We start from the raw sequence: 14023 nt of genomic DNA, 5'->3' as shown, positions 1-14023 counted from the left end.
GGCGCGTCAGCTCAGGACGGACGCGCAGGTGGTGGCGGTGGCGTGGGCCGGGTCGAGCGCGTTGGCCACCTCGTGGAAGGCGATCCGGTCGAGCAGCCCGATCGCCAGGTGCTCGGAGAGGTCCAGCGGGCACAGGTCCTGGAGCAGGACGTTGTGCACGTTCGATCCGCTGAGGAACTGGGTGCGCCACGGTGTGACGACTTCGTCGTACCGGGTGGCGATGACGGTGTAGCGGACGCCGGGGACGGTGTCCCCGCCCTTGTTGAGCTCGGTGAGGAAGTCCGACCCGACGATCTGGTCGGCGAGGCCCGGGGTGGCGGCCGAGATCAGGTCCTCGGCACCCGGGAAGTAGGGCAGCAGACGGGTGAGTCCGCCGAGTGTGGTGCCGTGGTTGTCGGGGGCGATCCCGACCAGCGCGTTGACCTTGACGGCTCCGCCGAGGAACTTCAGGTAGTAGCGCGGCATCATGCCGCCCTGGGAGTGGCCGACGAGGTCGGCCTCGGCGGCGCCGGTCGCGGCGAGCACCTTGTCGACGAAGGCGGCGAGCTGGCCGGCCGATGCGTCGATGGGGCCGAGCCCGTTGAAGAGCGGGACGCCCGGCAGTTGGCCGTAGTCGACGGAGAAGACACAGTAACCGCGGACCGTCAGGTAGGGAGCGAGGGCCAGCCAGTTGTCGACGGAGTTGCCGAGGGTGCCGTGCACGAGGACGACGGGGCGGGGGTGGGCGGCGGAGGGCCTGCAGCGGTAGTCGTTCCAACCGCTCGAGGAGGCGGTGGCGTCCGCGGCGGTCGTGGCGTGGGCGGCGGCGGTCGGGAGGGTGGCGGCCGCGGCGGCCAGCAGCAGGGCGGCGAGTGGTCTGAGCACGCGATTCCAGGGCAGCATCGGGTGATCTCCTTGCGGCTCAAGGGGAGTGCGAGGGCCGTACGCCCTGTGATCCGGATCACGGGATGCTGTTCACTTGTCAAGTTACGGACGAGTAAGTGAAGTGTGAAGTTACGCGTCAGTAAAAACTTCCAGTGATAGTCGGCGACGGCCCGGCGGCCGACGCTCCGTCACCAGACCGGCCTGATCGGACCGTAGGGGGCGATGCGCGCCAAACGCTCGTACAACGCGCGCACTTCACCCTCACCGAGCACATCGGCCCACGCCCGCACCGCCTCGGCCGCCGCCTCCTCCGCCGCCCGGGTGCATTCCCAGCCGTGCTCGGTGAGGACGATCAGCCGGGCGCGCGCGTCCACGGGGTGCGGCCGGCGCTCGACGTACCCCTTGCGCACCAGCTCTTCGACGAGTTGGCTCGCGGCCTGCTTGGTGACCCCGAGATGGGCGCCGAGTTCGGAGACCGTCGCACCGTCCGGGGCCAGCCGGGCGAAGGTGAATCCGTAGGAGGGCCGCCCCTCGAAGCCGCGGGCGACGACGCCGTCGTTGATGCGCCGGGTGAGCTCGCCGGCGGCGGCGAGCAGGGCGGCGGACAGGGCGAGAGCTTCGGAGTTCTGCACGTCTGCATTGAAACACCCTTGACAGATTGGTCAAGCAGCTTGACCATTGGGTTGCTTAGTCAACCTTCTTGACCATTCTTGAGGAGTCCCCATGCCCGTCGTCCGTTCGTCCGAGGCCGTCACCCATGAGATCCACGGCGCCCGCTTCGTCTCGTACGCCACCCCGCTCACCGGAAGCAAGGAACTCTGCGCCTGGCGGGGCGAGATCCCGGCGGGCACGAAGGCGCCCGCGCACACCGTCAACCGGGAGGAGATCCTCCATCTGCTCGTCGGCGAACTGCTCGTCACCCTCGACGGCCGCACCGAGCGGATCACCGCCGGCGACACGCTGATCGTCAATCCGGGCGCGACCCTGACCGTCGAGAACCCGACCGATCACACCGCGCTCTCCTGGGTCACCACCTCCGTCGGCCTGGAGGCGGAGCTGGCCGACGGAACCCGGATCACTCCCCCATGGGCCAACTGACCACGCCGCACCCGACGTCGACGCCGTAGTGGGCCATCAGCCCGAGCTTCGCCAACCGGACGACGCAGCAGAGGGACAGGAGAAGTCTCCGTGATGGTGCTCCATGAGGCGCTTCGCCGCCTGGTTCTTCGCCCTCGACCGCCGTCAACGACGCAGCAGTTCGCCAAATCCGGTCAGCAGGGCCCGCAGCCCGAGATCGAAGGCCAAGGTGGCGCGGCTGCGGTCGGCGGGGCTCTGGTCGAGTACGGCGCTGAGGTGCGGAGCCGTGTCGCGGGCGAGGTCGGAGACCATCACGGGCGGCGCCACCAGGTCGAGGGCGGAGCCGAGAACGAAGCTCTCCAGTGCGGTGATCAGCGGCATGACCTCGCGTGTGGCGAACCCGGCGTCCAGGAGCAGCTCCGCGACCTTCTCGTACATGGCGTGCATGAAGGGTTCGGCCAGCGGGGCGGTGGCGAGCAGGGGTACCGCCCCCGGGTGGGTGGCGAAGGCGGCGAGGTAGGAGCGGGCCCAGCGCTCCAGGGCCTTCTCCCAGGGCTGCGACCACTCCTGGTCGTATCCCGTCGTCAGGGCCAGCTCCTCGCGCATCAGCGAGATGATGTCGTCGCGGCCGGCGACGTGGTGGTAGAGCGCGGACGGAGCGACGCCCAGAGCCTTGGCCAGGGCCGGGATGGAGAGTGCGCCCTTCTCGTCGGCCAGGCGCAGTGCCGCGGCACCGATGCGCCGACGGTCCAGCAGAGGTGTGCGCGGCCGTCCCACGGTGGCTCCTCGTCTTCGTGTGCCGTAACCCAGACGTTACCGAATGACATTCAGTAAAACTCTTCCCAGTCGCCCGGGCGGCGCCTACATTACCGGAAACCGAATGCCTTTCAGTTGGGCGGTCGGTCGAAGGAAAGGCAACGCCACACGCCATGCATGCCGACATCGTCTTCACCGGAGGGACCGTCCGGACCGGGGCCGCAGAGGTCCCCGACGACAACGCCCTCGCCGTCACCGGCGGCCGGGTCACCGCGCTCGGCGCGCAGGCGCTGGCCGCCCGGGGGTCGCGTACCACCGTCGTCGACCTGGCCGGCGGCGCCCTGCTGCCGGCGTTCGGCGACGGACATGTGCACCCGGTGATGGGAGGCCTGGGACTGGCCGGGGTTCCGGTCCGCAACCGTACGAGCGTCGACGAGATCGTCGAGGCCGTACGAGGCTGGGCCGCCGAACGCCCGGAGACGGAGTGGATCACAGGTGACGGCTTCGACCCGTGGCTCGCCCCCGACGGCCGGTTCGACGCCCGGTGGCTGGACGCCGTCGTTCCCGACCGTCCCGTCGTCCTGCGCACCATGGACCACCACACCGCCTGGGTGAACAGCGAGGCCCTGCGCCGGGCTGGTTACACCGCCGGCACCCCGGATCCGGACGGCGGAGAGATCCTGCGCCGGAAAGGGTCCGCCGAGCCGCTGGGCACCCTGCGCGAGTTCGGCGCCCTCGGCCCGGTGCTCGCCCTCATTCCCACGGCGTCCCACGAGACACAGGTGGCGGCGCTGCGCGAAGCCGCCGCCCGGTTCGCCGCGGCGGGCGTGACCTGGGTACAGGACGCCTGGGTCGAACCGCACCAGGCCGACGTCTGGGTCACCGCCGCGACCACCGAGCCGGGGCTTCCCGTACGAGCCGACCTCGCCTTCGTCCTGGAACCCGACGGCTGGCGCGAGCGCATCCTCCGGTTTTCGGCGGACCGGGACAAGGTGGAGAGCTCCGCCCCCGGGCTGCTGACCGCGCGGACCGTGAAGTTCTTCGCCGACGGCGTCATCGAGTCCGGCACCGCCGCCCTCCTCGAGCCCTACACCGACTGCCCGCACTCTCACGGCATGGCCAACTGGTCACCCCAGGAGCTCGCCGCGGCCGTCACCGCCGTCGACGCACTCGGCTTCCGCGCGCACCTCCACGCCATCGGCGACGGCGGAGTCCGGATCGCCCTGGACGCGATCGAGGCCGCCGCCGGCACCAACGGCGCCCGCGACCGCCGTCCGGTCATCGCCCACGCCCAGCTGATCGACCCCGCCGACCTCGCCCGGTTCGCCGCACTCGGTGTGGTCGCCAACCTCCAGCCGCTGTGGGCCCAGCCCGACCCGCTGATGACCGAGCTGACGCTGCCGCGGATCGGCCAGGAACGCGGCGGACGCCAATACCAGATCGCCGCCCTGCTCGGCTCCGGTGCCCGGCTCTCGTTCGGCAGCGACTGGCCGGTCACCGCCCATGAACCACTGCGGGGCATCGCCACCGCCGTGACCCGCCAGACGCCCGAGGGTGTTCCCGAAGGCGGCTGGCTACCCGACGAGCGGATCGACATCGACACCGCTCTCACCGCCTACTCCGCAGGATGCGCCTACCAGGCGTTCGAGGAGAAGGAATGGGGCGCGCTGCGTCCCGGAATGCGCGCCGACCTGGTGCATCTCGCCGCCGACCCGGCCGGGACCGCCCCCCGCGACCTCGCGCACCTCCCCGTCCTGGGCACCTGGCTCACCGGCCGGCGTACTCACGACGCCACCACCCCCCGCAGCACGCGTACCGGGAGACGATAGACCCACGTCGTCGTCACGACCGGTCCGCGTCTCCCCGACATCTCGCTCGCTCTTCGACGACACACACACCACGCGGAGACCTCCATGACCGAGCCCCTCGTCCCCACCGCTCTCCAGCAGCCCCCACCGGCCACCGGGACCGATCAGGGTCATCACCTCCAACGCGGCAGCCTCGGCGCCGCCGACATCGTCTTCTTCGTCGTCGCCGCGGCCGCCCCGCTCACGGTGATGGCCGGCGTCGCTCCTCTCGCCATCCTCTTCGGCGGTATCGGCGCCCCGGTCGCCTATCTCGCCGTCGGCGTGGTGCTGGTCCTCTTCGCGGTCGGGTTCACCGCGATGACGCCGTACATCCGCAACGCCGGCGCCTTCTACTCCTACATCGCCCGAGGCCTCGGACGTCCGGCAGGGCTGGGGGCCGCGTTCCTCGCGGTGTTCTCCTACAACTCCCTGCAGATCGGTATGTTCGGCGCCTTCGGCTTCTTCGCCTCCACCACCGCGAACGACCTCCTCGGCGTCGACCTGCCCTGGCCGGTGTACGCCTTCGCCGGGATCGCCGTCGTCTGGTTCCTGGGCTTCCGCTCCATCAACCTCGGCGCCAAGGTCCTGGCCGGCCTGCTGATCGCGGAGACCGCCGTCCTGGTACTGCTCGCCGGCGCGGTCCTGGTCAAGGGCGGCGCGAGCGGGCTGACCTTCGACTCCTTCGCCCCCTCGCACGTGTTCGTCTCGGGGATGAGCGGACCGCTCGGTCTGGCCGTCGCCGCGTTCATCGGTTTCGAGGCCACCGCCCTCTACCGGGAGGAGGCTCGCGAGCCCGACCGCACCGTGCCCCGCGCCACCTACCTCGCGATCGGTTTCCTCGGCCTCTTCTACGCCTTCATCGCGTGGATCATCGTGCAGGCCTTCGGCAGCGACCAGGCCGTCGCCGCCGCCGCGAAGAACCCGGCGGAGATGTTCTTCACCGCCATGACCCAGTACGTCGGCGGCTGGGCGACCGACGTCCAGCGCGTCCTGATCGTCACAAGCGTGCTTGCCGCTCTGCTCGCCTTCCACAACGCCATCACCCGGTACGTCTACGCCCTCTCCGTCGAGAATGTCGCCCCCGCGGCGCTGGGCCGGGTCCACCCCCGGCATGGCTCGCCGTGGGCGGCCGGCCTGGCCCAGAGCGTCCTGGCGGTCGTGGTCGTCGCCGTCTTCGCCTCGTTCGGCGTCGACCCGTACACCAAGTTCTTCCTGTGGGTGAACACTCCCGGTGTGGTCGGCATCCTCGTCCTGCAGGCACTGGCGGCCTTCGCGGTGGTCTCGTTCTTCCGCCGCAACCGCGCCGAGCACGGCGAGGGACAACTGCGCACCCTCCTCGCGCCCGGCGCGGCCGGCATCCTCCTCACCGCTGTCACGGTGCTGGTCTGCAAACGCCTGGACCTGTTCACCGGCGCCGGCCCGACCGTCAACTGGACACTGGTCGCGCTCACCCCGGCGGTGTTCCTGGCCGGCACAGCCCTCGCCGCACGCATCCGCCGCACCCGGCCCGACGTCTACGCCAAGCTCGCCACCACCGACGTCGACGCCGCCTGACGTGCGCACTGTGGCGGTCCCGGCTCACGGCCGCAGGCCGGAACCCGGAACCGCCCGGCGCGGTACCTCCGACCCACGAGACGCCCCGCGAGGGAGAGCGGTCACGATCCGCGGCCCGGGCAGAAAGCCGACACCGTGCCCCGCCGCGGAACTCGACGACGCCGAACCGGGCCGGTTGCGCCACCATCCCGCGCGCGTGGTCGCTTCCGGCGACAGGAAGACGCCGACCGGCAGTCCCGTCCGGCTCGGGTCACCGCCGCTGACGAACACCGGCCCATGAGCAACCACGTATCCGCGCCGACCGTGTCGGTCGCGGTCTACGCCGAGCCCGCCTCGTCGACGGCGGCGGGTACGCCGGCATCGGTGGCGCGCCCGGCAGCCCGGCCCCCGGTGCCGGCCTCGGTGCGTTCGTACGGGAGGTCGTGACCGAGATGGCGGTCGAGGCGGGCCGGAAGTGCACCGCCATCCGCCGCGTCCTCGTACCCCGCGAGCACGAGAGCGCCGCGCTCGACGCGATCGCGTCCCGGCTCGCCGGGGTGACCATCGGCAACCCCGCCGCGGAGGGCGTGCGGATGGGCGCGGTCGCCGGTCTCGCCCTGCGCGAGGACGTACGACGGGCGGTGCGGGCCATCACCGCGTCCGGGCGCTTCGTCCACGGCGACCCGGCCAAGGTGCGCGTGGTCGACGCCGCCCCCGAGCGGGGCGCCTTCCTGGACACCCTGCTGATCTGCGCCGACCCCAACGCCGCCGCGCCCCACGAGGTCGAGCCCTTCGGCCCGGCCGCCGGAGTCAGTGGTTCTTGGCATAAACGATCAATTCGCGAGAGCCGCTGGACGTACGGCTTTCAGACCGAAGCGTCGGCGGGCTCGGTCCGCGGCGGCCTCGGCCGCACGGGCCCGGTCGTCGCCCGGCTCCAGGGAGAGCTGACGGTAGGCACTGCAGGCCGGCAGCAGATCGTCTGCGCGGATCGCGTAGGAGCGGACTCGCGCTCGTTGCAGCCCCAGGGCGGCCAGCAGCCCGAGGGCGGTTGCCGCGACGGCGGGTGAATGGTCGGTCGGTTCCGGCAGCGTGCGAGTACGTGTGGTCGAACTGCGGTCGGCATAGCGCACCGTCAGGGCGAGCCGCCCAGCAACCCGGCTCTCGCCGCGCAGGCGTTGGCCGATCCGGCCGGCGAGTCCCAGGACTGCTCGGTGATGTCCGCTCGGGTCGAGACAGTCCCGCTCCAGCACGAGGTCTGCGACCATGTGCTCCGCCGGTTCGGACGGAGTGACCGGGCGGGGATCGTGGCCGCGGGCGCGTTCGGCCAGCAGACGGGCGGGGCCTGCGCCGAGCAGGCGCTGCAGGGTCCCCGCCGGCAGATCCGTGATCTGGCCGATGGTGTGCAGCCCGTACCTGCTGAGCGTCTCCGCCGTGGTGCGGCCGATTCCCGGCAGCGCGGTGACCGGTCGCGGGTACAACCAGGCGGCCGCTTGCCCGGTGGGGACCCAGGTGGTCTCTCCGGGGGCGGACGCGTCGGCGGCCATGGCCGCGAGCATGCGGTTGCCCGCCAGCCCGGCGCTGCTGTCGATGTCGTAGAGGGCCTTCAGTCTGATCTTCGCCAGTTGGACGACGTCATAGGGGGACAGGTCGAAGTACCGGAGTGCGGAAGTCAGGTCCAGTTGAAGGGCGTTGGGCGGAACGGCCTGGACGTGAGGCGTGATACCGCACATCAGTTCGGTCAAGTCGTCGTACTGATCCTCGGTCGGCGAGGCGTGCAGATGCAGGTGGAGGTGGGCGATATGCCGCTGCCGTGGAGTCATCCCGCGCTCCCTGGACTGCGATGGCCGAACTTCTTCAGATCGGCCGAGCGGGTGCCGGCGGGCTGAAGGTCGGCGTACGGATGCAGCCGAGCCCCGGTCGTACCGTTGGCCAGAGTGCGCTGCGGCTGGGCGGGCGTCGGATGCGGACGGCTCTCGCCGAGGAGGGCGAGCGCAGCCTCGGGCCCGTTGTCGCGGCGGGCGGCGGCGATCTCGTCCAGGTCCCAGGCCATGGTGCCGACGACGGTACGACGGGTGCCGCGCACCTGGACCGTGCCGCGCACCAGCAGCAGCCCGCTGTGGAAGACGGTGTGCGCGCAGGCCGGATGGGAGTCCTCGAAGAAGGCCAGGTCGACCAGGCCGGAGCCGTCCTCCAGGGTGACGAAGATGATCCGCCGGCCACTCGCGATCGGCGGAGTCTGGGTCGAAGCCCGCACACCCGCGACCAGCACCTGCCGACCGGCCCGCATCCCGGCCAGATGCGCCGCGTCGGTCGCGCCGATCTCACGCAGCAGCCGGTGGTGGTGCTCCATGAGGTGCTTGGAGACATCGATACCGAGAGTGCTCAGCTCGGCGCTCAGGGCTTCGCGTCCGGTCATCTCCGGCAGGCCGCTCGGCTCGGCCCCGCCGACGGCGCCCGCAGCGATGGGCAGTTGACCCTCATGCGCAGAACGGGTGCGGGACTGCCGATGCAACTCCGTTATCTGGAGCAGGAGATCACGCCGGGTGAGCCGGCCGTCGTGCAGACAGTTCAACGCACCGATCTCGGCGAGGCGTTCGGCCACCGGCCTGCTGGGATGCGCCCGCTGCCAGAAGTCCGACAGCGATCCGTACGGCTGCCCCTCCTCGATCCGCGCGCACTCCTCCTCGCTGATGCCACGCACCTCGGACAGCGCGAGCCGCACCCCCCACTGGTCTCCGTCGGTCTTCTCCACGGTGTGCTTCACCTGGGAGTGGTTGATGTCGACGGGCAGGATCTGTACGCCGCCCCGGCGGGCGTCGGCAACCAGGACGCGCTTGGGCCACATACCGGGGTCGTGTTCCAGGAGGCCTGCCAGCAGGAACGCCGGGTAGTGCGCCTTGAGCCAGGCGCTCTGCAGAGCCGGTACGGCGAAGGCGACCGCGTGGGCGCGGCAGAAGCCGTATGCCCCGAAGGCCTCGACGGTCTTCCAGACCTCCTCCCGGACGGCCGCGCTGTAGCCGCGCGTACGCGCCAGGGCGTGGAACCAGTCCCGGATCTTCGGTAGCCGCTCCTTCTCACCGAGCGCCCGCCGGGCGATCTCCGCCAACGCGTAGTCGCAGCCGGTCATCACCGACAGCGTCTCGATGATCTGCTCGTGCCAGATGGTCACGCCGTAGGTGTCGGCGAGCACCGGCTCCAGGTCCGGATGCGCGTACGACGGTGTACCGCCGTGGCGGGCCGCGATGTACCGCTCGGGCATGCCGCCGGCGACCGGTCCGGGACGGAAGAGACTGATGTCGGCGATGACGTCCTGCACGTCGCGCGGCTGCAACCGAGACAAAAGATCTTGCTGGCCTGGCGACTCCAGCTGGAACAGGCCCAGGGTTCGGCTGTCCTGGATGAGCTTGAACGCGAAAACGTCGTCGAGCGGCACCTGTCGCGGATCGTCCAAGTCGACATGGTTGCCGGTCGTCCGTTCGATCTCGGCGATCGCATGAGTCATCGAGGACAGCATTCGAACTCCCAGGACGTCCAGTTTGATATTGCCCAGCGCCTCGATCTCCTCCTTCGCGGCCATGGCCATGGGGTAGTCGCCCTGCGGGGTGGGCTGCACCGGCAGCCGGTCCAGGAGGGTGGCGTCGCTGACGACCACGCCGCAGGGGTGCATGGCCATGCCGTGGACCAGGGAGTCGAGCCCCTCGGCCAGCTCCCACAGCGGACCGTAGCGGTGCGCCTCGGCCGCCAACTGCCGTAGCTCGGGCAACTCGGCGAGGGCGCCGGTGATGTCGGAGGCCCGCAGGTGCGGGAAGCTCTTGGCGATCCGGTCGACGTCCGCAGGCGCGATGCCGAGAGCAAGGCCGACGTCTCGCAGGGCCCGGCGGGCCCGATAGGTCTCGGGCATGGCGGTGACCGCCACCCGCTCCTTGCCGAACCGTTCGAAGATCGCGTCGTAGCACTCCAGGCGGCGAGCGGACTCCACGTCGATGTCGATGTCGGGCAGCGAGGCCCGGCGCACGCTCAGGAAGCGTTCGAACAACAGGTGGTGATCGAGCGGATTGGCGGTGGCGATGTCCAGCGCGTGGCAAACCATCGACCCTGCGCCCGAGCCGCGGGCCGCGACCCGGATGCCCTTGGCCCGGATGTCGGCGACGACCTGGCCGACGGCGAGGAAGTACGAGTCGTAGTCCAGCGTGGAGATCACAGCGAGCTCTTCGTCCAGCCGGCCGAGCGCCGCACGGTCGCGGTCGAGTCCGCGCCGGGCCATGCCGGCCTCGCACTGCCGACGCAGCAACTGTGCGGCTCCGCCCGGCCCGGGCTCGGCGCCGAAGAGCGACGGTTCCGGGAAGTGCGGTGTGCCGAGCCCGAGGTCCGCTGCAGGGTCGACGGTGCACGCAGCCGCTGTGGCCGCGGTGTCCGCCATCAGACGGCGGGCCCGTCGGACATCCGCTCCGGCGCACTCGGCGACCATCTGCGCGATGACCGTCATCGCCCTGTCGTCCTTGAGCCAGCGCTGCCCGCTGTCCAGGTGACGTCGGTCGACGGGACGCAGCAGTCGTGCCGCGTCCAGGACATCGGCGAGCCGGTGCTGGTCCGGGTCGGCGTAGCGGACGGCGTTGGAGAGGACCGCGGTGGTGTGGGTGCGGTCGGCCAGGGCGAGGGTGCGGGCGGCCAGGCGCAAGGACCCCGGGCCGGTGCCGGAACGTTTCTGCGCGACGACTTCCAGCCGGACACCCCTCCCGAAGATCTCCTTCCAGGGCGCCAGCAGCTTCATCGCGACGTCCTCCCGGCCCACCGACAGGGCCCGCACCGGTTCCGAGAGCGGTCCGAGCAGCACGGTCAGGCCGGGACCTCCGTACTCGCGCAGCGCCCCCCACGACACCTCCACCGGGGCCGCGCCGGACGCGGTGCCCACGTGGGCGGACGACGTGATCCGGCACAGCCGCGCCCACCCTTCCCGGTTCTGCGCGAGAAGCACGAACCGCAGGGGCGGCTCGACGACGTGCGCGCCGCCGCGCGCCGGAGTACGGCGCTGCCGGACGGGCGGCGGAGGTACAAGAGCCTCCACCGCGAGGTCGATGCCGAAGATCGGCCGGACCCCGCCCTTCTCACACGCCTGCGCGAACCGGACGGCACCGGTGACCGTGTCCCGGTCGGTGAGCGCGAGCGCCGCCATGCCTCGCTCGGCCGCCCGCCGGGCGAGGTGCTCGGGGTGGGCGGCGCCGTAGCGGGCGGAGTAACCGGACGCGACGTGCAGATGAGCGAAGCCCGTCATGCCGCACCTCCATCACTCCACCCCTTTTCAGCCAAAAGCCCGATACGTTCATCGTACGCCCGTTCGATTACTCTAACCCCATCAGCCCCGGTCAGCGACTAGATTCGAACATGGCATCGATTCTTCGACCCGGTGAGAGCGTCCGGAAACAGACACCCGCCACGGAGGACGGCCACCGCACGGCCGGATGTGGAGCCGGGGCGCCGACATCCCACCGCCCGGCGAGCACCGACCTCGGCGCAGCGGACCGCGCCGACAGGTATTCGAACATCAGTTCACACCTCCCGCCCATCATCGCGGACCGCATCTTCGAACGTCAGTACGATAACCGTTCGGGCGCCTCCCACCTGCGGAAACGCCTTCCACCCCGGACCGTGGGGACATGACACAGACCACCGGGCCCGACGCCCCCCGCGCCTCCCCCCGCGGCTCCTTTCTCGACGAGGTCAAGGACGCCGTCACCCCGCGGGCCACACTGCTGGTCGTCGGCGTGGTCGCCCTCCATCTGCTCTTCATCGCCTCCTACGTGGGAGCGCTGCACGACCCGAAACCGAAGGACGTGCCCTTCGGGGTCGTCGCGCCCGGGGCGGCCGCCCGGCAGACCGTGGCCCGACTGGAGAAGCTGCCCGGCAGCCCCCTGGACCCCCGCGCGGTGGCCGACGCCTCGACCGCCCGGAGGCAGATGATGAACCGGGAGATCGACGGAGCCCTGATCGTCTCCCCCACAGGCGCCACCGACACCCTGCTGGTGGCCACCGGCGGCGGAAAGGTCCTGGCCGCCACCCTGGTGACGCTCACCACCACCCTGCAGAAGTCCGAGGCGCGCACCCTGCGGACCCTCGACGTGGTCCCGGCCGACCGGGAGGACGCCAACGGGCTGTCGTCGTTCTATCTGGCCGTCGGCTGGTGCGTGGGCGGCTATCTGTGCGCGTCGATCATGGTGATCAGTTCGGGTGCCGGGAGCTCGACCCCACGGCGCGCGATGATCCGGCTGCTCGCCATGGCCGTCGTCGGGATCGTCGGCGGACTCGGCGGCGCCCTGATCGTCGGTCCGGTCCTGGACGCACTGCCGGGCGGCCTCGCGGCCTACTGGGGGCTCGGCGTGTTGATCATCTTCGCGGTCGGCGCGGCCACCCTGGCCTTCCAGGGCGTCTTCGGGCTCGCCGGCGTCGGGCTGGTCATCCTGCTCGTGGTGATCCTCGGCAACCCGAGCGCGGGCGGTGCGCTGCCGCCCCCGCTGCTCCCGCCGTTCTGGCGGGCGATCGGCCCGGCGCTGCCGCCGGGCGCGGGTACCTGGGCGGCGCGCTCGATCGCCTACTTCCAGGGCAACGACATGACCGCGGCGCTGCTGGTGCTGTCGGCGTGGGCGGTCGGAGGGATCGTCGTCACGCTGCTCGCGGCAATGCTGCGCACCCGGCGGAAGACGGCGTGAGGTCCCGCCCCTCGCGTGCGCGGGGAGCGGGACCTCACGCCGGGTAGGGCCGGGTCAGCCGATCTGCGTCCCGGTGACCGACAGGGCCTCCGTCACCGGCTGGAAGAACGTTTCTCCGCCGGACGTGCAGTCGCCGCTACCGCCGGAGGTCAGACCGACGGCGCTGCTGCCCGAGAAGAGGGAGCCGCCGCTGTCGCCGGGCTCGGCGCAGACGTCGGTCTGGATGAGACCGTTGACGACGTCGCCGTTGCCGTAGTTCACCGTGGCGTCGAGGCCCGTGACCGTACCGGAGTGGATTCGGGTGGTCGACCCGCTGCGGGTCACCTTCATGCCGACGGTGGCCTCGGCGGCACCGGTGATGGCCTGCGCGGAGCCGTTGTAGAGGTTCACCTCGCTCGGGTGGTCGACCTCGGCGGTGTACTTGACGAGGCCGTAGTCGTCGTCCGGGAAACTGGAGACCTCGTTGGCGCCGATCTGCGCGCCGGAGGAGTCCGACCACGTGGAGATGGCGTCGGTGCAGTGTCCGGCCGTCAGGAAGTACGGCTCGCCGCCCTTGACCACGTTGAAGCCGAGCGAGCAGCGCCCGGTGCCGCCGGTGATGGCGTCGCCGCCGGCCACATAGGGCGTGAACTCCCCCTTGGTGCGCTGGAGTTCCACTGTCCCCCCGAGCCCGCCGACGACCTTGGTGAGGGTGGCCCACTCGGCCTCGGAGACGGTGCGGTCGGCGGTGACGACGACCTTGTTGGCGGTCGGGTCGGTCACCCAGGCGGTACCCGGGATGCTCGCGTCCGACGTCAACGCGGTTCGGGCGCCGGTCAGTTCCGCGAGGGAGTTCTCGACGAGTCTGGCCTTGGCGCCGGCCGCCTCGACGGTCTTCGCCGCGGCCTTGTCGAGGACGTTCACCACCAGGCTCTTGCTCTTGGCGTCGTAGTACGTGCCCGCCGCGTCGGTGCCGAGGTCCCGGCCGAGCGACGAGGCGAGTTTTCCGGCCGCGAGGGCCGAGAGCGCAGCGGGCTGCGAGGTCTTCGCAGGTTCGCTGGCGTTCGCAGTCTGGAAGGTCACTCCCGCCGCGACGAGCGCGGCGACGCCCGCTCCCGCCATGGCCGCCCGTCGCCGGGGTATGCGTCGGTGCTGCAACTCGGGTCCTCCTGTGGGGGGTCGGCGCGGGCGGTCGTGGGGACCGCGACGGGCCGGAAGGCTGGTTGACGGCCGCCCACTCTTCCGAATCCCACAGAGAGCACA

Annotated in this window: 10 protein-coding genes and 1 pseudogene; 5 read left to right on the top strand and 6 right to left on the bottom strand. The window is 71.1% G+C overall.

What is annotated here, in order from left to right; all coding sequences use genetic code 11:
* Window positions 1–6: 6 nt before the first annotated feature.
* Both C6376_RS20640 and C6376_RS20635 read right to left on the bottom strand, forming a co-directional pair.
* Window positions 7–882: a triacylglycerol lipase gene (locus C6376_RS20640; protein ID WP_107444789.1), complete on the bottom strand. Its 876-nt coding sequence runs from the start codon at window positions 880–882 to the stop codon at window positions 7–9.
* 170 nt (window positions 883–1052) lie between these two features.
* The gene (locus tag C6376_RS20635) at window positions 1053–1496 is read right to left on the bottom strand and encodes a MarR family winged helix-turn-helix transcriptional regulator (protein WP_107444788.1); all 444 of its coding nucleotides are present in this window, start codon (window positions 1494–1496) and stop codon (window positions 1053–1055) included.
* Between the two features lie 91 nt (window positions 1497–1587).
* Between C6376_RS20635 and C6376_RS20630 the strand changes: the two genes are divergently transcribed.
* A complete protein-coding gene (locus C6376_RS20630; protein ID WP_107444787.1) occupies window positions 1588–1962 on the top strand; it encodes a cupin domain-containing protein in 375 nt (124 codons plus the stop codon).
* 144 nt (window positions 1963–2106) lie between these two features.
* On the opposite strand, the gene C6376_RS20625 is transcribed toward C6376_RS20630, so the two are convergent.
* Window positions 2107–2718 (bottom strand): TetR/AcrR family transcriptional regulator, encoded by a 612-nt coding sequence (locus tag C6376_RS20625; RefSeq protein ID WP_107444786.1) that lies wholly within the window; start codon window positions 2716–2718, stop codon window positions 2107–2109.
* A 152-nt stretch (window positions 2719–2870) separates the two neighbouring features.
* Here C6376_RS20625 and C6376_RS20620 point away from each other — a divergent pair, with 152 nt between their 5' ends.
* The 3 genes and pseudogenes from C6376_RS20620 to C6376_RS46430 form a co-directional block, all read left to right on the top strand.
* Window positions 2871–4526, top strand: a complete 1656-nt coding sequence (locus C6376_RS20620; protein ID WP_107444785.1) for an amidohydrolase — start codon at window positions 2871–2873, stop codon at window positions 4524–4526.
* Window positions 4527–4610: 84 nt separating this feature from the next.
* The gene (locus C6376_RS20615; RefSeq protein ID WP_107444784.1) at window positions 4611–6098 is read left to right on the top strand and encodes an APC family permease; all 1488 of its coding nucleotides are present in this window, start codon (window positions 4611–4613) and stop codon (window positions 6096–6098) included.
* A 431-nt stretch (window positions 6099–6529) separates the two neighbouring features.
* Window positions 6530–6823, top strand: a pseudogene (locus C6376_RS46430) (aldehyde dehydrogenase family protein); the annotation flags it as partial.
* Window positions 6824–6910: 87 nt separating this feature from the next.
* On the opposite strand, the gene C6376_RS20605 reads toward C6376_RS46430, so the two are convergent.
* Complete coding sequence (locus C6376_RS20605) at window positions 6911–7897, bottom strand: ImpB/MucB/SamB family protein (RefSeq protein WP_107444782.1); 987 nt, start codon at window positions 7895–7897, stop codon at window positions 6911–6913.
* On the bottom strand, window positions 7894–11349 hold the full coding sequence (locus C6376_RS20600; RefSeq protein ID WP_107444781.1) for a DNA polymerase III subunit alpha: 3456 nt from the start codon (window positions 11347–11349) through the stop codon (window positions 7894–7896). The genes C6376_RS20605 and C6376_RS20600 overlap by 4 nt, the downstream gene beginning before the upstream one ends.
* 382 nt (window positions 11350–11731) lie before the next feature.
* Here C6376_RS20600 and C6376_RS20595 point away from each other — a divergent pair, with 382 nt between their 5' ends.
* Window positions 11732–12781, top strand: coding sequence for a DUF3533 domain-containing protein (locus C6376_RS20595; RefSeq protein ID WP_107444780.1), 1050 nt, complete (start codon window positions 11732–11734; stop codon window positions 12779–12781).
* 54 nt (window positions 12782–12835) lie between these two features.
* Here C6376_RS20595 and C6376_RS20590 read toward each other — a convergent pair whose 3' ends face one another.
* Window positions 12836–13918: a S1 family peptidase gene (locus C6376_RS20590; RefSeq protein ID WP_107444779.1), complete on the bottom strand. Its 1083-nt coding sequence runs from the start codon at window positions 13916–13918 to the stop codon at window positions 12836–12838.
* Window positions 13919–14023 lie beyond the last annotated feature (105 nt).

Origin of the sequence: Streptomyces sp. P3, assembly GCF_003032475.1 — a bacterium.
Lineage (GTDB): Bacteria > Actinomycetota > Actinomycetes > Streptomycetales > Streptomycetaceae > Streptomyces.
Note: the sequence above shows the minus strand (reverse complement) of the source record. Positions and strands in the feature narration are given on the sequence as shown.

Excerpts from the sequence above, each read along its gene's own strand:
- C6376_RS20640 (WP_107444789.1), bottom strand. The coding sequence starts at position 882 with ATGCTGCCCTGGAATCGCGTGCTCAGACCACTCGCCGCCCTGCTGCTG.
- C6376_RS20630 (WP_107444787.1), top strand. The coding sequence starts at position 1,588 with ATGCCCGTCGTCCGTTCGTCCGAGGCCGTCACCCATGAGATCCACGGC.
- C6376_RS20620 (WP_107444785.1), top strand. The coding sequence starts at position 2,871 with ATGCATGCCGACATCGTCTTCACCGGAGGGACCGTCCGGACCGGGGCC.
- C6376_RS20615 (WP_107444784.1), top strand. The coding sequence starts at position 4,611 with ATGACCGAGCCCCTCGTCCCCACCGCTCTCCAGCAGCCCCCACCGGCC.
- C6376_RS20605 (WP_107444782.1), bottom strand. The coding sequence starts at position 7,897 with ATGACTCCACGGCAGCGGCATATCGCCCACCTCCACCTGCATCTGCAC.
- C6376_RS20600 (WP_107444781.1), bottom strand. The coding sequence starts at position 11,349 with ATGACGGGCTTCGCTCATCTGCACGTCGCGTCCGGTTACTCCGCCCGC.
- C6376_RS20595 (WP_107444780.1), top strand. The coding sequence starts at position 11,732 with ATGACACAGACCACCGGGCCCGACGCCCCCCGCGCCTCCCCCCGCGGC.